We start from the raw sequence: 20,871 nt of genomic DNA on the forward strand, positions 1-20,871 counted from the left end.
TTCAGCCTCCTTGGACCGCGGTGAGGATGTCGACGCTGGCGCCCTTGCGCACCACGGCTTCCGGCCATTCGCCGCGCCGGACGACCACGCCGTCCACCGCGACCGCGACGCCTCGCACCGCCGTGCCGAGTGCCTCGAGCACGCCCTCGACGGTGGTCCCGTCGGGGAACTCGCGCCACTGGCCGTTGACCTGGATCTCCATCACACTCGCTCCTCGCTTCGCCGCGCCGGCGTCGCCGCCGCGACCTCGTCCGGCAACGGCCCGCCGTCCAGCCAGGCGACCGCGGCGTCCGCGGTGAGCGGGGCCATCAGGAGACCGTTGCGATGGTGACCCGTCGCGGCGAAGACACCTTCGCCCAGCTCACCGATGAAAGGCATGGTGTCGACGCTGGCCGCGCGCAATCCGGCGGCGGTCTCGACGAGTTCGTATTCGGTGATGCCCGGGAAGACGCGCTCCGCGCCTTCGAGCAGCTCACGAACGCCCCGGACGGTGACGGTCTCGTCGAAACCGGCCTCGTACTGGGTCGCGCCGAGCACGAGTTGGCCGTCTTCCCGCGGGACGAGGTAGATCGGGCGGCCCTCGACCATCGCGCGGACGGTCCTCACCGGTGGCGGCAGGCAGCCCCGGCGCGGCCGCAGGCGGAGGATCTCGCCCTTCAGCGGGCGGACAGCGTCGGCGAGCGCGGGGTGCAGACGTCCGGTCCAGGCTCCGGCGGCGAGGACGACGTCGCCGTCGAGGTGTTCGAGCTCGGTGACGGTTTCGTGGCGGAACGCGACCCCGCGCTCGTCGCAGGCGTGTTTGAGTGCGCGCAGCAGCCTTCTGTTGTCCACGGCCAGATCACCGGGGACCAGCAGTCCACTTCGGACAGTGGAGGCGAGACCCGGTTCGGTGCGGCGGGCCTCGCGGCCGGTCAGCCGTTCGACCTCGCGGCCGAGTTCGGTGAGGTACGCGGCGAGCATTTCGAGGTTCCCCGCGTCGGCGCCGTCCAGCGCGACGACGAGCGTGCCGTGCGGCGAAAGCCCCGGGTCGACACCTTCTTTCGCCAGGTCACGGGCGAAATCCGGCCAGCGCCGCAGCGATGCCTCGCCGAGGGTGAGGACGTCCTCCTCGCCGGGCCAGGCCTCGGTGACCGGCGCGAGCATGCCGCCCGCGAGCCAAGACGCGCCGCGGCCGGGATCAGGGTCGTACACGGTGACGCGATGGCCGCGCGCGGACGCGCGCCAAGCGACCGCGAGGCCGATGACCCCGCCGCCGACAACCGAAAGTTCCTTCATGGACGCACGCTCCCTGCGCCGGCATGACCCGGATCAGGTTCCACGGTCGGAGCGGTTTCGGCTCCCTCTCAGCCCGTCCTCGGGCTCCCGTGCGGACCACCCCACCGTAGCGCGCGGGTACCGTCGCCGCCATGCCCACCCTGTCTGATCCGCGGATCCGCGCACGGCTCGCGAACGCCCGCCTGTACCTCTGCACCGACGCCCGGTCCGGCCGCGGCGATCTCGCCGAATTCGCCGACGCGGCACTGGCCGGCGGAGTCGACATCATCCAGCTGAGGGACAAGACCGGCGGCGCCCCGATCGAGGCGAAACACGAGATCGCGGCGCTGGAAGTGCTCGCGGAGGCGTGCGAGAGGCACGGGAAGCTGCTGGCGGTGAACGACCGCGCGGACGTCGCGCTCGCCGTCGGCGCGCACGTGCTGCACCTGGGCCAGGACGACATCCCGGTGGCGCTGGCCCGCGAGATCGTCGGCGACGACGTGGTGATCGGCCGCTCCACCCATTCGGCCGAACAGGCCAAGGCGGCCGCCGAAGAGCCCGGCGTCGACTACTTCTGCACCGGCCCGTGCTGGCCGACGCCGACCAAGCCCGGCCGCTCGGCTCCGGGGCTCGACCTGGTGCGCGCTACGGCCGCTTTCGGGACGTCGCGGCCGTGGTTCGCGATCGGCGGGATCGACGCCGAGCGGCTGCCCGAGGTGCTGGACGCGGGCGCGTCGCGGATCGTCGTCGTCCGGGCGATCACCGGCGCCGAAGACCCCGAGGCGGCCGCTCGCACGCTGCGCTCCGCCCTCGCCTGACGCCTGCTTGCGCGTGGGCTTCGGGTGTCGCGAAAGCCACTTTCGGGACGTCTGGTGTCCCGAAAGTGGCTTTCGCGACACCAGGGTGAGGTGAGGGCCGGGGTGGGGCGTGGGCAGGCGTTGTGAAAGTCGCTTTCGCAACCTTCACCGTTGCGAAAGTGGCGTTCGCAACGCGCCTTACCCCGCGATAAGTCCTCTGGATGCGGGAGTGTCAGGGGGCCGGGGTTCCGGAGGCGGGAGCCGACGGGGTGGTCGGGGGCGCCTGCGAGGTCGACGGCGTCGTGGAGGGCGTCGTCGGAGGCGCCTGAGTGGTCGTGGGTGCCGTCGGGGTCGTCGACGGGGTCGGCGTGGTCGACGGCTTCGTCTCGGGCCCCTCGTCCTGGCTCTCCGAAGGGGACGTCGCGGGCGGGGTGTCGTGCTTGTCCTGCCGCTCCTGGGCCTGGCCGCCGCCGATGATCTTCCCTATGGTCGTCCCGGTCCCGCCGCCGAAGCTCTTCCCGGTCGCGCCCTCGAAACCGGTGATCGCGACGAGCGCCACCACGAACGCCACCACGCTGACACCGGCGATCACCGCCCAGCGCGGTTTGAACTTCCGCTCGGAGGGCTCGTCATCCTCCGCCGGGGTGAGCCGGACGGTCTCCTGTTCCGACGGGTCGAGCACCTTGCGCCTGCCGGGAACGGTCAGCACCACTCGCGCCTTCAGCGCCGCGTCCTTCGTCCGTTGCAGCGAGCGCAGGTACAACTCGCCACCGAGTGTGGTGATCACACTCGCCAGCCCGGCGCCGGCCACCGTGCCCGCCACGCCGAGCGTGGAACCCAGCAAGGCCGCGGTGATCGCGGCCATCGCGGCCGCCAGCACCTGGACGATCCGCCCCTGCTTTTCCGTCTTTTCGGTGTCCTTTTCGGAGGTCTCCTTGGTCATGATCCCGTTCTGCAGCTAGTCGGTCCTCACCCGGTCCTAACGAATAAGGCGCATGGGATGCTCCCTTCGTTGTCCGCACGTGAGGAGCGCCACCCCGTCCGTCCAAAAAGGACTGTCCAGAGTTCACAATCCCTTGACATAATCGGCCGTATGGAATTGGTCTCGATCGAGGAAATCCGCGACGCGGCGAGCCGCATCAAAGGCGCCGCGGTGCGCACGCCGTTGCTGGAACAGTCGTGGGCGCCGTTGTGGCTCAAACCGGAAAGCCTGCAGCGGATCGGTGCGTTCAAGGTGCGCGGCGCCTACAACGCGATCGCCTCGCTGGACGAAGATCAGCGCGCTCGCGGAGTCGTCGCGTTCTCCAGCGGCAACCACGCGCAAGCGGTCGCTTACTCGGCGAAACGGTTCGGAATCCCCGCGGTGATCATCGTCCCGGACGTCGCCCCGCGTGCGAAGGTCGAAGCCACCAAGGCGCTGGGCGCCGAAGTCATCGAAGTCCCGATCGACCGTCAGCAGTCCTCCGCGCTCGCCGTCGCCGAGGAACGAGGTCTCTCCTTCATCCCGCCGTACGACCACCGCGACGTCATCGCGGGGCAGGGCACCGTCGGGCTGGAGATCGCCGAAGACCTGCCGGACGCCGCCGCCGTCCTCGTCCCGCTCAGCGGCGGCGGGCTGGCTTCGGGTGTCGGCACGGCGATCAAGGCGCTCCTCCCCGGCACGAAGGTCATCGGCGTCGAGCCCGAGCTCGCGGCCGACACCGCCGAGAGCCTGCGCGCGGGCAAGCGGATCGAATGGCCGATGGATCTGCGGGCGCGGACCAGCGCCGACGGCCTGAGGGCCCAGCCGTCGGACCTGACCTTCGCCCACCTCCAGTCGGTGCTGGACGACGTCATCACCGTTTCCGAAGAGGAGATCGGGGACGCCGTCCGGACGCTGGCGCACCGCGCCCGCCTGATCGCCGAGCCGAGCGGCGCCACCGCGACCGCCGCGTACCTGTTCCACCGCGACGAACTGCCCGAGGGCAAGGTCGTTTCGGTCGTTTCGGGCGGCAACCTGGACCCGGCGACGCTGACCGAGCTTCTGGCTTAGCCCGGGTGACCGGCGGGGCGGACGTGCGTCGGCGGCGAGTCGACCCCGCAGTGGAGACATTCACCCGGATGCGGTGACCCGGCGGTGTCCTCGGCAGGCGTGTCGAGGACACCGTTGTGGATACCGAGCGCGATCAGCCCACCGCCGATCGCCAGCGCCGCGCACACCAGCAGCGCCGTGCGCCAGCCCGAGGTCAGCGCCACCGGATCGGTGTAGGCGGCGCCGGACAGTCCGGCGACGGCGGGCAGCACCGCGATCGCGAGCAGGCCGCCGGAGCGGGCGATGGCGTTGTTGACGCCGGAGGCCACGCCCGCGTAGCGGTCCGGCGCGGCGGCCAGCACCGTCGCGGTCACCGGCGCGACGACCGTCGCCAGCCCGGCGCCGAACACCACGACGGCGGGCAGCACCGACCCGAGATACGACGACCCCGGCCCGACGCGCATCAGCAGGAGCATGCCCACGCCGACCAGGATCGGGCCGATGACGAGTTGCGCGCGCGGCCCGATCCGCTGCGCGAGCGCGCCGGACCGGCCGGAGAACAGCAGCATGATGACGGTGATCGGCAGTCCGGCGAGTCCGGCGGCGGTCGGCGAATAGCCCAGCGAAACCTGCAACTGCATGACCATCAGCATCATCACACCGCCGAGTGCCGCGTAGACGACGAAGGTCAGCGCGTTGGCGAGGGTGAACGTCCGGTCGCGGAACAGTTTCGGCGGCACCAGCGGATCGGCCGAGCGGTGCTGGATCACCAGGAACGCCCCCAGCCCCGCGACGCCGAGCACGATGGCCACCAGGACGACGGCGTCCCCGATACCGCGTCCGGGCGCCTCGACCAGCGCGCCGGTCAGGCCGGCGAGGCCGATCGCGCCGACGGCGGCCGCGGTGAAGTCCGGATGCCCTGTCGCCTCCTCGTCACGGGACTCGGGCACGTAGCGCCGGGCGAGCAGGACGCAGACGGCGGCCAGCGGCAGGTTGATCAGGAACGCCAGCCGCCACGACCACACCTGCACCAGCACGCCGCCGAGCAGCGGGCCGATCGCCGCCGCGATCCCGCCGAGCCCGGACCACGCGCCGATCGCGCGAGCCCGGTCTTCGTGGGCGAAGGAGGCTTGGAGGATCGCGAGCGAGCCGGGCGTGAGCAAAGCTCCCCCGATCCCTTGGAGGATCCGCGTCGCGACGAGCATCTCGGTGGTCGTCGCGGCGGCGCACAGCCCGGACGCGATCCCGAACCACACGACGCCGACGAGGAACATCCGGCGGCGGCCGTAGCGGTCGCCGAGCGAACCGGCGACGAGGATCAGCGCGGCGAGCGCGAGCAGGTAGCCGTCGAGGATCCATTGCAGGCCCGCGACGGACGCTTCGAGTTCTTCGCCGATCCTCGGCAACGCGACGTTGATGATCGTCCCGTCGAGCATCGCCATGCCCGAGCCCACGATGGTGGTCGCGAGCACGCCGCGCGCCACCGGCGTCCCCCAGCGGATACCCGCCGCCGTGTCAGTCATGGGACGACTGAATCACGACGGACGAGGCCGGGCCACCGCGAAATCGACACATTTCCCGGCAAAGCGATATCTGACACGTCAGATAATTAAGGACCGAACCAGCGTCAGCGCGCCTCAGGCAAGAGCGTCGTGACGAACTTGTAACGATCACCGCGGTAGATCGCCCTCGCGAACTCGACCGGTTTTCCGTCGGTGGCGAAAGAATGCCTCGAAAGGAGCAACATCGGCATTCCGACGTCGGCGCCCAGCATCTCCGCTTCGTGCGGGCCGGCAAGCGCTGTCTCGATCGTTTCCTCGGCCCTTTCCAGCTCCACGCCGTAGTGCTCCCTCAGTACGGCGTACAGCGAACCACCTGCGGAAACGTGTTTGCGCAAACCGCGGAACCGGCCGAGCGGGAGATGCGTGGTCTCCAGCGCCATCGGCTGCGAATCGGCCAGCCGGAGACGGCGGAGGCGAAGGATTTTCGCGCCCACCCGGATTCCGAGCAGTTTCGCCAGATCGGCCTCCACCGGCAGTTCGTCGATCTCCAGCAGTTTCGACGACGGCTTGAGGCCCTGCTTGCGCATGTCCTCGGTGTAGGACGACAACTGCAGGCGCTGCGCGAGTTTCGGCTCGGCGGCGAAGGTGCCCTTGCCCTGGACGCGGTGGAGCCTGCCCTCGGCGGTCAGGTCGGCGAGCGCCTGCCGGACCGTGGTGCGCGAAACGGTGAATTCCCCCGCCAGCGCCCGTTCCGTCGGAATCGGCGAGCCCGGCGGCAACGCGTCGAGCAGATCGAGCAGATGCTGTTTCAGCGCCCAGTACTTGGGTTCGCGCTGTCCGCGCATCCCTGCCGTAGCGCCCGCCTCACTCGCGGTGGTTGTCTCCAACATGACCGACTCCCTAAGCCTTCCCACTCAAACGCGCACCTGCCCCGCTAGGAAACGTACCCTTCACCACAAACGTCCATTCGGGCTAGCATTGGTCTAGACCTACTCGGGGGACGAAGTACGTCCCGGTGGAAGGGAACGAGATGACCGAACAGCGCCCCGGCGAGCACATGGCCGCGGAGATCTCCCAGCAACCCGCCATTCTGGCAGGAATCGTGGAGCGACAGGCCGAAATCGCCGAGGTGGCCGAAGCCATCTCCCAGCGCCCGCCCAGGTTCGCACTGCTCGCCGCCCGCGGCTCCAGTGACCACGCCGCCTTGTATGCGAAGTACCTGATCGAAGTACTCCTCGGTCTCCCCTGCGGTCTCGTCTCTCCCTCGACCGCGACTTTGTACGGCGCCCGTCCCGATCTGCGGGACGTTCTCTTCATCACAGTAAGCCAAAGCGGTGGTTCGCCGGATCTCATCGAGGTCACCGAAACCGCGCGTCGCCAGGGGGCGCTGACCGTCTCGGTCACCAACACCCCGGAGTCCCCGCTGCGCGCGGCCGCCGAGCTCGGCGTCGACATCGGCGCGGGGCTGGAAAAGGCGGTGGCCGCCACGAAGACGTACTCGGCCACCTTGCTCTCCCTTTACCTGCTGATCGACGCGGTCCGCGGCGGCAAGGGCGAAGACGCGGCGAAGCTGGGCGAGCTCGCGCAGCAGACCCTCGACAGCGCGGACGAAGGCGTGCAGCGCGCGGTGGACCGGTACCGCTTCGTCGACCGGGTGCTCACCACCGGCCGCGGCTACTCCTACGCCTCGGCGCTGGAAGGTTCCTTGAAACTGGCGGAAACCAGTTACCTCGCGGCCCGCGCGTACAGCGGCGCGGACCTGTTGCACGGTCCGGTCGCCGCTGTCGACGGCGAGACCGCGGTGCTCGCCGTGACGAGTCAGGGACACGGCGTCGGCGCGATGCAGGAGGTCCTCGAGGCCGTCGGCAAACGCGGCGCGGACGTGCTCGCGGTCGGTTCCGCTTCGGCCGACGTCCCCGCGGCGCTGCGGATCGGGGTCGCCCCGTCCGCCGAAGAGGTCGCGCCGATCCTGGAGATCCTGCCCATCCAGCGGATCGCGCTCGGCCTTTCGCTGGCACGCGGCGGTGACCCGGACAGCCCCCGCGGGCTGCTCAAGGTGACCAAGACCCGGTGACCCACGTAGTAGGTGTGGACGCCGGAGGCACGTCGACGCGAGCGATCGCCGTCGACGCCTCCGGCGCCGTCCTCGGCGCGGGGCGCGCGGACGGGGCGAACCCCAACTCCCATCCGCCAGCCGAGGCCGCGGCGCGGATCGCGAGCGCGATCACCGGCGCGCTGGGCGGACTGGACCCGGCCGCGACGGCGGCGTGCGTGGTCGGCATGGCGGGCGTCAGCAAGCTGAGCGATCCGTCGGTCGCGGAGATCTTCGAAACCGCTTGGAAGAACGCGGGGATCAGTCCTGTGCGGACGGTCCCCGACGCCGAAGTCGCCTACGCGTCGGCCACTTCCGCGCCGGACGGTTCGGTACTCGTGGCGGGCACCGGATCGATCGCCGGGCGGGTCCGCGGCAGGCGCATGGTTTCCACCGCCGGCGGCTACGGCTGGTTGCTCGGTGACGAAGGCTCGGCGTACTGGCTCGGCCGTGAGGCCGTTCGCTCCACTTTGGATGTTCTGGGCCGGGGAGGCGAACTCGGCCCGCTCGCGCGCGCCGTTCTCGCCGAGGCACTCGGACCGTCCGCAGTGGACCCGGCGGGCGGCCCGGCCGCGCTGTGGCGCGCGCTCATCACGAACGTCAACTCCGAAGCGCCGATCCGGCTCGCCAGGTTCGCCCCGTTCGTCAGCGAGGCCGACCGCGGCGGAGACCCGGCCGCGGACGGGATCACCACCCGAGCGGCCGCCTTGCTGGTGACGAACGTCATGGCCGCGCGCGAACCCGGCGAGAACACGCCGATCGTCCTGGTGGGCGCCGTGTTGTCACCCGCCGGTCCGGTGGGGGCGAAAGTCCGCGCCGAACTCGCCGGCCACGAGGTCCTGACCAGCACCGACGGGGTCCTGGGCGCCGCGTGGCTCGCCGCCGTCGACGCGTACGGAGAAGGGGCGCCGCGCCCGGTGCCCGCCTGAAAAACACCAAAAAAGAGCGGTAAAAGACCAAACCATCGACTCCGGGCCCGAACTCCGGGTACCGTAGGACCCGGCCCCCGGACCCTCCCCCCTCGCCGGGGGCCGCCTTATGTCCTGGGTAGCCCGTCGGGCTCGGAGTCCGAGGGATCCCCGTTCTCCTCCACCACCCGCAGACCGGGGTGTTCCGGCGGCAGTGTGTGGTACAGCACCCAGCCGCTGACGGCGACGGTCACCGCGACCAGCGGCCACGACAGCACCGTCCGCGCGATGCCGAGAGCGACCACCTGTCCGCTCCACCACAGCGAGCCGTAGACGACGACGCGCAGCGTGTACTGCAGGAAGACCCACACCCAGCTGGCCCGCGAGTACGCGCGCAGCAATTCGGGATCGCGGCGCCACCGGGTCTTCTGCCCGATGACGAGCCCGACGACGACGCCGAGCAACGGCCACCGGATCACGATGCTGGCCGCCCACAACAGCGCGCTGGCCACATTGGACAGCAGCTGGATGAGGAAGAAGTCTTCGGCGCGGCCGGTGTGCAGGGCGATCAGCGCGGCGGCGATCACCGCGGCGAGGCTCACCACGACGGCGCGCGCCTTGTCGCCGCGCGCGACGCGGTACCCGCCGAGCACCACCGCCACTCCGATGGCCACTCCGGCGCCCCAGGCGATCGACTGGCCCGCGATCAGCCAGCCGAGGACGAAGGCCGCGGGCGGGATGCTCGCGTCGATGGCGCCACGCCGCCCGCCGAGGATCTGGGCGAGCGACTCGCGCGGGGGTCGTGAGGTCACCCTTACAGCCTGCCGGATCCATGACCCTCGACACCCGGGCGGGGAGACTTTCGCCACATACCGTGTCCGTTTCACGCCCACTTGAGGGGAATCTCCGCAGTCCAGAGGTGTACATCCCGGTAATGGAGATGCATGGACGTCCGACAAAATAAGAGACTGTGTCAACGGGCTGAACCACCGGTTTCGCTCAGGTGGGATTGCAGGGGCGCTCTCAGCTGTTAGTTGTGGTGTACAAGTACCAACCGGGGGCACACGGACGGAAGGGGACCCAACGTGTACGGATTCGACAGCTATGTGGCGATCGGTGACAGCTTCACCGAAGGACTCAACGATGATCTGCCCGACGGCACCTTCAGGGGCTGGGCGGACAGGTTGGCGGAGATCCTGGCCGAAGGCAGGCCCGATTTCCAGTACGCGAACCTCGCCCTCCGGGGGAAGATGCTCGACGAAATCCTCGAAGAGCAGCTGCCGATCGCGCTCGCGGTGAAGCCCGACCTGGTCACCCTGTGCGCGGGCGGGAACGACATCATCGTGCCCGGCGCGGACGTGGACGCCGTCGCCGCGCGGCTGGAGGCGGGGGTCGCCAAGCTGCGCGAGGCCGGGATCCCGGTGCTCATCTTCAACGGGCCGGACACGAAGTACCTGTCCGTGATGCACGTCCTGCGCGGCAAGGTCGGCATCTACAACGCACATCTGTGGGCGATCGCCGATCGCCACGGAGCGAAGATGGTCGACATGTGGGCGATGGCCCCGCTGCACGACCGCCGCGCGTGGAGCGACGACAGGCTGCACTTCACCCCCGAGGCCCACCGGCGGATCGCGTTGCGCGCGGCCGAGGTTCTCGGCGTCCCGGTCGCCGACGACTGGCGCGAGCCGTGGCCGGCGTCCGAGCAGCCGAGCACTTGGATCACTTCGCGCCGCTCCGACCTCGAGTGGACGAAGGCGCACCTGTTGCCGTGGATCCGGCGTCAGCTCAAGGGGGAGTCCATGGGCGACGGTCTGTCCCCGAAGCGCCCCGAGCTCGCGCCGTTGCTCCCGCTGGAGCAGATCGAGGCGGCGGCCGTCTCCCTCCCGGCCGAGCAGCTGCTTCCGGCCCGGGAGATCCACCACCACGCGAGCTGAAGGGGACTTTCCCCTCATCTGGCGCCACGAAGGGGCCCTTCACCGCATGTGATGCGGTCAAGGGCCCCTTCGTGGTCCCTGCCCACCTGACCCTGCGTTCGCGGGCGTTGCTCCCGGCCAGCCCTCACTTCCCCGGCACCTCCGCATGTCGCGAAAGCCACTTTCGCGACGCCAGATGTCCCGAAAGTGGCTTTCGCGACACCGCGACCCCACCGCGCCGCGCCGTGGAGCGACCCCTTCGGCGTTCCTGCGTCCCGACCGGCCCCGACGTCCGCGAACGTTGCGAAAGTGGCTTTCGCAACGGTGAAGGTTGCGAAAGTGGCTTTCGCAACGCGGACCCGACCAGCCCACACCCCAGACCCACTTCCCCGCCACCACCGCACGTCGCGAAAGCCACTTTCGCGACGCCAGATGTCCCGAAAGTGGCTTTCGCGACACCGCGACCCCACAGCGCCACGCCACGAAGCGGCCTTCCGGCCTCCATGTCACCCGACCGGGTTATGTCCTGAGCGTCCAATGCACGGGCGGCGTACGCGGCTTACAGTCCCTTCATGCCCGGTACACGCTGGAGCCGCTTGCTGCCTACAGCGCTGCTGGTCACGCTCGCCCTGACGGCGATTTCCGTCTGGTCGGCCTCGGACGACATCGAGGCCGAGCTTTCGGCGCGTGCGAAAAGCGCGCTCGCCGACGTCGGCGTCACCGGCGGTCAGGTGAGCTTCTCCGGCCGCGACGCGAGCCTCGCCGGCTTCCCGCCGGACAAGGCCGCGCAGGCGATGGACGCCATCCAGCGGATCGACGGGGTCCGCACGGTCGAGATCTCCGGCGACACCGCCCCGCCCGCCGGACCGGTGACGACCAGCGGCGAGCCGTCGAGCCCGCCGCCCGCGCCGCCGAGCCCGCCGCCCAGTCCCACGCCGACTTCGGCCAAACCGACGGACAAGGCCGGTTTCCAGGCCGAAATCGACCGCCTGCTGACCGCCACGCCGATCACGTTCGAACCGGACACCACCGAACTGACCGCGGACGGCGAACGCGGCGCGCTGGAGATCGCGAAGCTGCTCGAGGACGCGCCTCCCGAACTGCGGTTCCGGATCACCGGGCAGGTGGCGTCCGGTTCGGACAAGAAGCTCTCGCTGAGCCGGGCGCTGACTGTGGAGCGGCTGCTGGAGCGCAGCGGGGTCAAACGCGACCAGGCGTACTCCACCCAACGCAGGAACTCCGACGGCGCGAGCGGCGAGGGCCGCCGCGTCGACATCACGGCTGAACAGAGGTGATGGCTGAATGCTCTGGCTCTTCGGGCAGATCTGGCTCTGGCTGCTCATCTCGTTCGCTCTCGGCTGCGGCGTCACCTGGCTGTTGATGCGCGGCGAGCGACAGGAGCGTCCGGCACCCGAGCCGGAACGCGTCGCCGCGGCGCCCGTCGAGCCGGAACCCGAACCCGTGCCCGAACTGCTGTCCACCGAACAGACGCAGTTCATCCCGCCCGCGCGGGTCCAGGACGAAGACGAGCCGTACGACCAGGAAGCGGAAGGCCACCGCGAAGGTCAGCTGACCCCGGAACCGGTGTGGGCCCACCACCCGCGGGAGCCGGAACCGGCGGGCCGGAACGGCGACCGCGGCAACGAACCCGAGCCTGTCTGGCCCAGTGACGAGGACTGGCCGCCCGCCGGACGCGCGTCCGAACACCGGCCGGGGCAGGGCGGCTGACACTCGCCTGGTAAATTCGGCTACGCACTGTGAGCGTGAAGCCGGGTACGTTTCTTCGATCGGGAGCTCCGGCACACGAAGGAGGCTCCGATTGGCGCTCCCCTATTGGACGCCGCACAACCTGCTGCCTCCGGGCCGCCACCCCGCCGATCTGGCCGACGTCTACGAGCGGCTGGTGTTCGACGCACCGCACCAGAACGACCGTGAAATCCTGTTCAGCGCGTTGAACAGTTATCTGGGGGTCGCCCGGCGGATCATGCCGACCGGCCGCGCCTGGATCGGCGGCGATCTGACCGCCAGGACCCCGCACGCGCCGCTCGGGCTCGACGTGGTGCTGATCCCGGACGAATGGGGCGCGCTCAAACGGCTCGACGGCGCGGGCCGCTCCGCGCTCTACGGTCTGTTGACGCTGCGGGGGGTCATCGTCGGCCAGCCCGCCATGTATCTCGACCAGGTCCAGCCCGTCGGCGGCATGCTCGACGGCTTCCTCTGCCGCCCCGGCGACGAGGAGATCTGGGAAGAAGTGTGGGCATCGGGTGGCAGGGGAATTCCGGAAGTGATCTGGTGAGGAACGAATTCCGGCGTATCGCCGACGAGATCCCCGGCGGCACCTGGCTCGACGACCTCGCCCGCGCGTCGGCGATGGCCGCGAACGCGAAGTTCGAGCGGACGTCCCGTTCGCCGCTGCTTCGCGTGTCCGTGATCGGTGAGTCGCATCTCGACGCGTACACCTTCTCCGACATCAGCCGCGCGTTGCAGGACGCGACGGCGAAGATCGGGCACATCATCCGCAACCCGTCGGGCGAGGTGACCATCGTCCAGCCCGCGGACCGGGAGAAGGCCCCGCTGATCCAGCGCGGCCAAGCGGGGAACGCGATCTTCTTCGGCTTCCCCGAACCGGCGCTCGACGACGCGCTCATCCACGACGGGATCGAGTCGCTGTCCGAGCGCGCGGTCAAGGAGCTGTGCGACTTCCTGCCGGCCAACGGCTCGGACGACGGCGCGCTGGACGCGGTGCTGCTGCAGCGCGACACCGTCCGCAACGCGGTCAGCGACATCGTCAACGCTGTCAGCAAACACGCCGGGGTCGGCATGGCGCTGACCCCGACCGCGGGCGACGAACTGACCCGCAGCATGACCACCGAGCAGGCGAGGATCCTGTCCGGGAGCCTGCGCGAGTCGCGGGAGGCCGTCGGCTACGAGACGGTCAGCGGCAGACTGGACGGGGTCCGCACCCGGCGCCGGATCTTCTATCTCGAACGCGAATCGGGCGGCACGATCCAGGGCGCGGTCGCGCCGGATCTGCTCGACGAGATCAAGGAGAACCTGGACCGGCCGGTCACCGCGCGGCTGCGCGTCGTGCGCACCACGACCATCGACGGCCGCCGCGGCCGCCCGGTGCACGAACTGCTGGAGATCACCCCGGAAGTCAGCCTGTTCGATCAGTGATCGGGTTTCCGACATTCGGCGATGCCACAATTCTCGTCAGAAAATATCGATAACCGCATGATCATCGTTCAATAATGACTTTTTCCGGCAGGTAACAATTTCGGCCATTGCCCCGAACGATGGGTTAACGTCTTCGGACGGAAGCCTCCGAAAGGGCACGCATGCCGACCGATCCACCACTCCCGCACCCGCCGGCCACCCGGTACGGCCCGGGGTTCGCCACGCACGGGACCAGGCACCGGAAGCCCAAGAACGGCCTGGTCATCGCCGGTTTCCTGATCGGACTGGCGGCACTCGGAGTCGCCTTCGTCCCGGTCGCGGGCCTGGCCGCTTGGCCGCTCGCCGTAGTCGGAATGATTCTTTCCGTGATTGGTTTGACCAAAATCAAGAAGGGCGAAGCGGACAAGAAGGGAATGGGCGTCGCGGGGCTCGCGCTTTCCGTCGCCGGTTTGCTGGCCGCGAGCGGGTTACTGGTCTACACCAACTTCTTTGCTACCGGCGAGTCGGGACTGCACATCCCGGCGGTCTCCGGGGACAAGCACACCGTCGAGTTCGTCGTCAGCGCCTCCGGCGGCGCGACCGTCCGGTTCGGCGCGCTCAACGACCAGCGGACCGAAACGACCCCGGCCAGCACCGACGAATGGCGCGGTACGGCGTCGTTCAACTCGGGCGACTACCTGCTCACCGTCACCGCGGACACCCGGAACGCGTCGGTCAGCAACCAGATCGCCTGCACGATCCTCGTCAACGGCCAGAAGGTCGCGGAAAACAAGGGCCAGACCATCGCCTTGTGCACCGCGAGCACCGGCTGATCCCGCGTTCCGTCCTCTGGATGCGGTACTTGCACGCGCAACGACCGCATCCAGAGGACGGAACGCGGAAGGCCGCCTGGCGGCCGGCCGGTATCGCCCCCACCTCCACCGGCCGGACCGCCACGAGCCGCTCCTGGCGGCTCTTCAGACGGATCCCGAAGGGTCCGCCCGAGCGTCGATCTTTACCTCTTGCCCCTCCCCTAGGGCTCGATCGACGCTGAACAGGACCCTACGCGCGCGAGAGGCGAGGCCACTAAGAATCCGCTAAGGATCACTCACGGACCTTCGCCGAGGTCGGTGAGTTCCGCACGGACCAGCCCGGCGAGCTTCGGATTGGCGTCGGAAAGGATCTTCAGCGCGAGCGCGAACTGCTCGCGGGCACCGTCCACATCCGACCCGGCGCGCAGGACCCTGCCGAGCGTCAACCGCAGCACGCCCTCCTGGAGAACGAACCGCCTGCTGATCGTCAGGTCGACGGCCTCCCAGACGTACCGCTCGGCGGCGGCGAGTTCGCCGATCCGCATGCTCAGCTCGGCGAGGTTGTTCAGTGAGACGACGACGTAGCTCTCGTCGCCGAGGGTCCGGTCGATCTCCAGCGAGGCGACCTGGTGCCCGATCGCCTCGATGAATCGGCCCGCCCGTTTTTCGGCCTCCGCGCAGTTGTTGAGCGCCTGCCCGCGCAATTCGAGATCGCCGGTCCGGTCGGTCTCCTCGACCGCCCGCCGCAGCGTGCCGATGGCCTCGTCGTGCCGCCCGAGCAGGGTCAGCGCGCTGCCGAGGTGGATGTTCGCCGAGACCACCAGCCGGTTGTCGCCGATCGCGCTCGCGAGTTCGAGCGCGCGTTCGGCGTCGGCGAGACAACCCTGCGGCAGCTCGAAAGTGAGCGCGATGGCGCAGCGCGAAATCAGCATCCAGCACCGTCCGAGGACGTCGCCGGACCGCTCGGCGGCCTCCAGTCCGATCTCGACCAGCCGCGTCCACTCGTCGAGCAACGGGTACACGGCGCGATAGGTGTGCGCGACCCTGGCCAGCCGCCAGACGTCGTCGTGACGCCCGCCGGCGCGGGCGGCTTCGAGGACCTCGAGCAGGTTCGCCCATTCCGCGGTGAACCAGTCCTGCGCTTCGGTGAAGGAGCCGATCAGCGGGGTCTGCGCGTCGGTCAGCACTTCGGTGAAGTCGAGCGGGTCGACGATCCGCAGCATCTTCCGCCGCGCCCGGTCGGCGACGGCCTGATAGAACCGCACCGAGCGCGTCAGCACGTCTTCCCTGTCTTCCTCGTCGAGTTCGTTCTCCGCGAGCTCACGGAGGAACAGCCGGACGAGGTCGTGCGGGACGAAGGAGTCACGGCCGGTTTCGGCGAGCAGATTGTGCGCGGCGAGCACCCGCAGATGCCGCCGCGCCTCGGCGACGGTGATCCCGGTGATCGCCGCCGTCAGATGCGAACCGGCCGAAACGCACTGGACCACACCGAGCCGCAGGAACGTGTTCGCGACGTCGGCGGGCAGACCGCGGAACGAGACGTCGAAAGCCGCGCGGACGCCGTCGTCCGGGCCCTCGACGTCGAGTGCGGCCAGCCTGGTCCGTTCGTTGCCGAGTTCGTCGACGAGATCCTGCGCGGACCACTGCGCGCTGGCGGCGAGCCGGGCGCCCGCGATCCGCAGCGCGAGCGGGAGATAGCCGCAAAGCCGGGCGAGCGCGTGGTTGAGGTCGAATCCGGCGGGCCCGGCGAGCTCTTCGATCAGCCGGACGGCGTCACCAGGCGCGAGCGTGCCGAGGACGCGCAGTTTGGCGGCGTTGGACACGGCGAGCCCGTCGAGGCGGGAGCGGCTGGTCACCAGCGCCATCGACCGGGAACCGGGCGGCAGCAGCGGGCGGACCTGCTCGGCGGTGCGGGCGTTGTCGAGGATCACCAGCATCCGGCGCCCGGCGATCATCGAGCGGTAGAGCGCGATGCGTTCGTGGACCTGCTCGGGGATGCCGTCGGCGGGGACGCCGAGCCCGAGCAGGAACTGGGTGAGCAGATCGGCGGGTTCCAGCGGCGGGTGATGCGGGTCGAAACCCCGCAGCGAGGCGAAAAGGATGCCGTCGGGGAAGCGGCGGGCGGCGCGATGCGCCCACCACACCACCAGGCTGCTCTTGCCGATTCCGGCGGTCCCGGTGACCACGCCGACCGCGGTCTCGCCCGCCTCGGCCCGTTCGGCGAGTTCGTCGAGCCAGGCCAGATCGGCCTCGCGCCCGGCCAAGTTCGGCACGGCGGGCGGCAGTTGCTGGACGGGCTGCGCTTCGGATTTCGCTTCCGCGACGACCTTGATCGGCAGGTCGTCGTTCAAGACGCGCTCGTGCAGCCAGCGCAGATCCGCGCCGGGCTCGACGCCCAGGGTTCGCAGGGTCGCGCGGGACACCGTGCGGTAGAGCTCGAGCGCGTCGCCGCGGCGCCCGGCGTGATAGAGCGCGCGCATCAACTGACCGGCCGTACGTTCGGCGAGCGGTTTGGCCCGGACCAGCGGGCTGAGCTCGACGATCAGCTCCGCGTGCCTGCCGAGTTCGAGATCCGCGTCGACCCTGGCGCCGTGGACGGCGAGCCGCAGGTCCTCGAGTTCGGGAGCGCGGACCGACCCGGGCACCCCGGCCAGCGCGGGCCCCTGCCAAAGCGCGAGGGCCTCGGCGAGCAACTCGGACGCCTTGTCCGGATCTTCGGTGGACGCCCGCTCCAGCAGCGAACGGGCACGGTGCACGTCGATCCGGCCGGGCTCGACGGTCAGCTGATAGCCGGGCGGCGCGGTGAGGATCTGGGCGCCGCGCGGATGGTCGCCCTGGATGTCACGGAGCACGCGCCGCAGGTGGGAGACGTTGCCGTGGACGATCGTGCGGGCGGTGGCAGGCGGATCGTGCCCCCAGAGCGCGTCGATGATCTCGTCGAGCGCGACGACTTTGTTGACCTTCAAGGCCAGGAGCGCGAGCAGACCGCGGACGCCGGGACCGCCGACGGGAACCGGCCGATCGCCGTCGAGGAGGCGCACGGGGCCGAGGAGTTGGAAACGGGCCGGGGAACCGCTTTCGCCCATGACAAGCCCCCTCCCCCGATCTCTCCCCTTACCGGAGTAGCCAACCTACCGCGCGAAGACGCCGCCAACCAGAAAACGCGAGAGAAGAGAGACATAGCGGGTAATCCGGCGCCCGGAAGTGAAGGTCGCCTTACCTACCTTGAGCGTAGGGAAAGGGGACTTTCACTCCCTTGTGTGGATTTCGGGACGTTGGATGTCCAGAAATCCACACGGTCCCGCGTGACCGGCCGGGTCACGTCGAGTGGCCGTGGCGCCGAAGACATGTGGGGTGTGTGGAAATAGGGACGTTGAACGTCCCTATTTCCACACACCCCACACCCCGCACGCACACCAGCCACGCCGGGTAGGCGCCGGTGACGGATCGTGAGGGGCGAGTCTCGTGCTCTCAGCGACCGACATGGGGAGCAGGAGCCGGTAACAGCGGCCCGAAAACTAGAACGGCTCCGTGCCATCAGTCCCGATCTGATGGCACGGAGCCGGGGGGATGTCCGATTTGGGCCACCTGGGGGCGCGACCCACACCGGACATCGGCGTCCACGTCCGTCCGGGTGGGCTCACCCCGAGCGAAGAACCCGTGCGGTCGTCGACAACACCTACGTGAGCAAACCCACTGGCCCGCTCACGTGGCGACAACGTAACAGGGCGCACATCAACGGCTACAGGCGCCCCGCCATGGCCTTCGCTACCTGCGGTTCGTCAGCGCGACAGGGGAGTCGAGTCGCGGCCGGCGATGAACGTCGGACGCGGTTCGATCGCGGCGAACGGCTCCCGCAGCGCGTTCTCGACGCTGTTGAACACGACGAAGATGTTCGACCTCGGGTACGGCGTGATGTTGTTCGACGAACCGTGCATCACATTCGAATCGAACCAGAGCGCCGAACCGGCCTGCCCGGTGAATTGGTCGATTCCGTATTCGGCGGCGAGTTTGGTGATGTCTTCCTCGCTGGGAACACCGACCCGCTGCTCTTTCAGTGAACTCTTGTAGTTGTCCTCGGGGGTTTCCCCCGCGCATTGGACGAAGGTCCGCTGCGAACCCGGCATCACCATCAGCCCGCCGTTGAACGGGTAGTTGTCGGTGAGCGCGATGGAGCAGCTGACCGCACGCGGCGCGGGCATGCCGTCCTCGGCGTGCCACGTCTCGAAGTCCGAGTGCCAGTAGAACCCGGTGCCCTTGAAACCGGGCATGTAGTTCACCCGGCTCTGGTGGATGTAGACCTCGGAGCCGAGGATCTGCCGGGCCCGGTCGAGCACGCGGGGATCGCGGACGAGTTCCGCGATCAGCTCGCTGGTCTCGTGGACGTCGAAGATGGAGCGGACCTCACCGGTCTTGGCTTCGGTGATGACGCGCTCGTCGTCGCGATGGTCGCCCGAAGACATCCGGACGAGTTCCTGCCAGTACGTCTGGATCTCGCCAGGCGACAACAACTGGTCGACGACGGTGTAACCACGGGCTTCGTGGTTGGCGAGCGCGGCCGCGTCGATGGGACCGTCGGCCTCGGCGCCCCAGACGGTGGGGTGTGTCCTGGGGAGGTGTTCGGGCTTACCCGCGATGCGCGTCGGGTAGCTGTCGTCGACTCGGGTGTCGGTCAGCGTCAATGCAGTCGCCTCCTCGAGCGTTTTTTAGGGTTCGGTTACGAGCGGGTACACGCCGTTTTCGTCGTGGACCTCTCGTCCGGTGATCGGCGGGTTGAACACGCAGACGCACTTGATCTCGGTCTTGGGCCGGACCTGGTGCTTGTCGTGGTCGTTCAACAGGTACAACGTGCCCGGCTTCAGCTGGAAGACCTCGCCGGTCGCGGTGTTCTCGAGCTCGCCTTCACCGGAGGTGATGAAGACCGCTTCGATGTGGTTCGCGTACCAGAAATCGTTGACCGTCCCGGCGTAAAGCGTGGTCTCGTGCACCGAGAAACCGACGCCCTCCTTGGCCAGCACGATGCGTTTGCTGCGCCAGTTCGGGGTCTTGATGTCGGCGTCGGTGTCGGTGACCTCGTCGAGTGTTCTGACAAGCAACGGAAAACTCCTTCTCGTTCTCGGTTGAGGGCGGTCGGTTCGGGTCAGGTGAGGACAGCGGCGATGGACTCGTCGATGATCGACAGGCCCTTCGTGAGTTCCTCGTCGGTGAGCGTCAGCGGCGGCAGCAGCTTCATGACCTCGCCATCGGGGCCGGAGGTCTCCATCAGCAGCCCGCGCTCGAACGCGGCGGCGCAGACCTTGCCCGCGAGGTCGCCGTTGGGGAACTCGATGCCCCTGGCGAGGCCGCGGCCCTTCGCGAACAGGTTCGCGTCCGGGTACGCCTCGACGATGCCTTCGAAAGCGGCGGCGATGCGCTCGCCCTTGGCCTTGGTCGACTTCTCCAGCTCGTCGTCGCTCCAGTAGACGCGCAGCGCCTCGGTCGCGGTGACGAACGCCGGGCTGATGCCGCGGAAGGTGCCGTTGTGCTCGCCGGGCTCCCAGACGTCGAGGTCCGGGCGGATCAGCGTCAGCGCCATCGGGATGCCGTAGCCGCCGATGGACTTCGAGAGGCAGACGATGTCGGGCTTGATGCCCGCGTCCTCGAAGCTGAAGAACGGGCCGGTGCGGCCGCAGCCCATCTGGACGTCGTCGAGGATCAGCAGGATGCCGTGCTTCTTGCACAGATCATCCAGCGCCTTGAGCCATTCGATGCGCGCGGCGTTGATGCCGCCCTCGCCCTGCACACCTTCGACGATAACGGCGGCGGGCTCGTTCAGGCCGCTTCCGGAGTCTTCGAGAAGTTTCTCGAAGTAGAGGAAGTCCGGGATCGAGCCGTCGAAGTAGTTGTCGTACGGCATCGGGGTGGCGTGCACCAGCGGGACACCCGCGCCGCCGCGCTTCATCGAGTTACCGGTCACCGAGAGGGCGCCCAGCGTCATCCCGTGAAAGGCGTTGGTGAAGTTGATGACGGCTTCCTTGCCCGTCACCTTGCGCGCGAGTTTCAGCGCGGCCTCGACCGCGTTCGCGCCACCCGGGCCGGGGAAGACGACCTTGTAGTCGAGATCGCGCGGCGCGAGGATCTTGTCCTTGAACGTCTGGAGGAAGTCCCGCTTGGCCACGGTGAACATGTCCAGCGCGTGCGTGACGCCGTCACGGGCGATGTAGTCGATCAGGGCCCGCTTGAGCGCCGGGTTGTTGTGCCCGTAGTTCAGCGCGCCGGCACCGGCGAAGAAGTCGAGGTAGGCCTTGCCGTCCTCGTCGTACAGGTAGCTCCCCTGGGCCCTGTCGAACACCACGGGCCAGCCACGGCTGTAACTGCGTACTTCGGATTCGAGTTCCTCGAAAATGCTCATCACGTTTTCTTTCTCCCTGGGATCCCCGGATTTAC

The 20,871-nt window shown here is 69.1% G+C and carries 20 protein-coding genes and 1 riboswitch; of the genes, 10 read left to right on the top strand and 10 right to left on the bottom strand.

The window, feature by feature from the left end:
• Nucleotide 1 precedes the first annotated feature (1 nt).
• Together thiS and thiO are read right to left on the bottom strand one after the other, a co-directional pair.
• Entirely contained in the window at nt 2-202 is a 201-nt protein-coding gene (gene thiS / locus HDA45_RS16900; protein WP_184896411.1) for a sulfur carrier protein ThiS, read from the bottom strand.
• Nucleotides 202-1,275, bottom strand: coding sequence for a glycine oxidase ThiO (thiO, locus tag HDA45_RS16905; RefSeq protein WP_184896413.1), 1,074 nt, complete (start codon nt 1,273-1,275; stop codon nt 202-204). Before thiO ends, thiS begins: the two co-directional genes overlap by 1 nt.
• A riboswitch (TPP riboswitch) is annotated at nt 1,269-1,376 on the bottom strand. It overlaps the preceding gene by 7 nt.
• A gap of 30 nt (nt 1,377-1,406) precedes the next feature.
• Between thiO and thiE the strand changes: the two genes are divergently transcribed.
• On the top strand, nt 1,407-2,072 hold the full coding sequence (thiE, locus tag HDA45_RS16910; protein ID WP_184896415.1) for a thiamine phosphate synthase: 666 nt from the start codon (nt 1,407-1,409) through the stop codon (nt 2,070-2,072).
• 211 nt (nt 2,073-2,283) lie between these two features.
• Here the strand turns inward: thiE and HDA45_RS16915 are convergent, their stop codons facing one another.
• Nucleotides 2,284-2,994, bottom strand: a complete 711-nt coding sequence (locus HDA45_RS16915; RefSeq protein ID WP_184896417.1) for a hypothetical protein — start codon at nt 2,992-2,994, stop codon at nt 2,284-2,286.
• Nucleotides 2,995-3,144: 150 nt separating this feature from the next.
• Here HDA45_RS16915 and HDA45_RS16920 point away from each other — a divergent pair, with 150 nt between their 5' ends.
• Nucleotides 3,145-4,083 carry a threonine ammonia-lyase gene (locus HDA45_RS16920; RefSeq protein WP_184896419.1) on the top strand — a complete coding sequence of 313 codons (939 nt, stop codon included), beginning with the start codon at nt 3,145-3,147 and terminating at the stop codon, nt 4,081-4,083.
• On the opposite strand, the gene HDA45_RS16925 is transcribed toward HDA45_RS16920, so the two are convergent.
• Together HDA45_RS16925 and HDA45_RS16930 are read right to left on the bottom strand one after the other, a co-directional pair.
• Nucleotides 4,080-5,585, bottom strand: coding sequence for an MFS transporter (locus tag HDA45_RS16925; RefSeq protein WP_184896421.1), 1,506 nt, complete (start codon nt 5,583-5,585; stop codon nt 4,080-4,082). The genes HDA45_RS16920 and HDA45_RS16925 overlap by 4 nt on opposite strands.
• Nucleotides 5,586-5,689: 104 nt before the next feature.
• The gene (locus tag HDA45_RS16930; protein WP_093936492.1) at nt 5,690-6,454 is read right to left on the bottom strand and encodes a GntR family transcriptional regulator; all 765 of its coding nucleotides are present in this window, start codon (nt 6,452-6,454) and stop codon (nt 5,690-5,692) included.
• Between the two features lie 140 nt (nt 6,455-6,594).
• Here HDA45_RS16930 and HDA45_RS16935 point away from each other — a divergent pair, with 140 nt between their 5' ends.
• Together HDA45_RS16935 and HDA45_RS16940 are read left to right on the top strand one after the other, a co-directional pair.
• Nucleotides 6,595-7,638 carry an SIS domain-containing protein gene (locus HDA45_RS16935; protein ID WP_184896423.1) on the top strand — a complete coding sequence of 348 codons (1,044 nt, stop codon included), beginning with the start codon at nt 6,595-6,597 and terminating at the stop codon, nt 7,636-7,638.
• The gene (locus HDA45_RS16940) at nt 7,635-8,585 is read left to right on the top strand and encodes a BadF/BadG/BcrA/BcrD ATPase family protein (protein ID WP_184896425.1); all 951 of its coding nucleotides are present in this window, start codon (nt 7,635-7,637) and stop codon (nt 8,583-8,585) included. Before HDA45_RS16935 ends, HDA45_RS16940 begins: the two co-directional genes overlap by 4 nt.
• A gap of 107 nt (nt 8,586-8,692) precedes the next feature.
• On the opposite strand, the gene HDA45_RS16945 is transcribed toward HDA45_RS16940, so the two are convergent.
• Nucleotides 8,693-9,376, bottom strand: a complete 684-nt coding sequence (locus HDA45_RS16945; RefSeq protein ID WP_184896427.1) for a DUF3159 domain-containing protein — start codon at nt 9,374-9,376, stop codon at nt 8,693-8,695.
• 273 nt (nt 9,377-9,649) lie between these two features.
• Between HDA45_RS16945 and HDA45_RS16950 the strand changes: the two genes are divergently transcribed.
• The 6 genes from HDA45_RS16950 (at nt 9,650) to HDA45_RS16975 (ending at nt 14,466) form a co-directional block, all read left to right on the top strand.
• On the top strand, nt 9,650-10,498 hold the full coding sequence (locus HDA45_RS16950) for a GDSL-type esterase/lipase family protein (RefSeq protein WP_184896430.1): 849 nt from the start codon (nt 9,650-9,652) through the stop codon (nt 10,496-10,498).
• Nucleotides 10,499-11,049: 551 nt separating this feature from the next.
• Nucleotides 11,050-11,772 (top strand): OmpA family protein, encoded by a 723-nt coding sequence (locus tag HDA45_RS16955; protein WP_246480729.1) that lies wholly within the window; start codon nt 11,050-11,052, stop codon nt 11,770-11,772.
• Nucleotides 11,773-11,779: 7 nt separating this feature from the next.
• Nucleotides 11,780-12,205 carry a hypothetical protein gene (locus HDA45_RS16960; protein ID WP_184896432.1) on the top strand — a complete coding sequence of 142 codons (426 nt, stop codon included), beginning with the start codon at nt 11,780-11,782 and terminating at the stop codon, nt 12,203-12,205.
• Nucleotides 12,206-12,296: 91 nt separating this feature from the next.
• The gene (locus tag HDA45_RS16965) at nt 12,297-12,773 is read left to right on the top strand and encodes a DUF6932 family protein (protein WP_184896435.1); all 477 of its coding nucleotides are present in this window, start codon (nt 12,297-12,299) and stop codon (nt 12,771-12,773) included.
• Nucleotides 12,770-13,654, top strand: a complete 885-nt coding sequence (locus HDA45_RS16970; protein ID WP_184896438.1) for a hypothetical protein — start codon at nt 12,770-12,772, stop codon at nt 13,652-13,654. The genes HDA45_RS16965 and HDA45_RS16970 overlap by 4 nt, the downstream gene beginning before the upstream one ends.
• A gap of 161 nt (nt 13,655-13,815) precedes the next feature.
• A complete protein-coding gene (locus HDA45_RS16975) occupies nt 13,816-14,466 on the top strand; it encodes a DUF4190 domain-containing protein (protein WP_184896440.1) in 651 nt (216 codons plus the stop codon).
• Nucleotides 14,467-14,741: 275 nt separating this feature from the next.
• Here the strand turns inward: HDA45_RS16975 and HDA45_RS16980 are convergent, their stop codons facing one another.
• From HDA45_RS16980 to ectB, 4 genes are all read right to left on the bottom strand, one after another.
• Entirely contained in the window at nt 14,742-17,531 is a 2,790-nt protein-coding gene (locus tag HDA45_RS16980) for an AfsR/SARP family transcriptional regulator (RefSeq protein WP_184896442.1), read from the bottom strand.
• A gap of 696 nt (nt 17,532-18,227) precedes the next feature.
• Nucleotides 18,228-19,127 (bottom strand): ectoine hydroxylase, encoded by a 900-nt coding sequence (gene thpD, locus HDA45_RS16985; RefSeq protein WP_184896444.1) that lies wholly within the window; start codon nt 19,125-19,127, stop codon nt 18,228-18,230.
• Nucleotides 19,128-19,151: 24 nt separating this feature from the next.
• Entirely contained in the window at nt 19,152-19,541 is a 390-nt protein-coding gene (locus tag HDA45_RS16990) for an ectoine synthase (protein WP_007033454.1), read from the bottom strand.
• A 44-nt stretch (nt 19,542-19,585) separates the two neighbouring features.
• Complete coding sequence (ectB, locus tag HDA45_RS16995) at nt 19,586-20,836, bottom strand: diaminobutyrate--2-oxoglutarate transaminase (RefSeq protein ID WP_184896446.1); 1,251 nt, start codon at nt 20,834-20,836, stop codon at nt 19,586-19,588.
• Nucleotides 20,837-20,871 lie beyond the last annotated feature (35 nt).

It is taken from the genome of Amycolatopsis umgeniensis, from assembly GCF_014205155.1.
GTDB lineage: Bacteria > Actinomycetota > Actinomycetes > Mycobacteriales > Pseudonocardiaceae > Amycolatopsis > Amycolatopsis umgeniensis.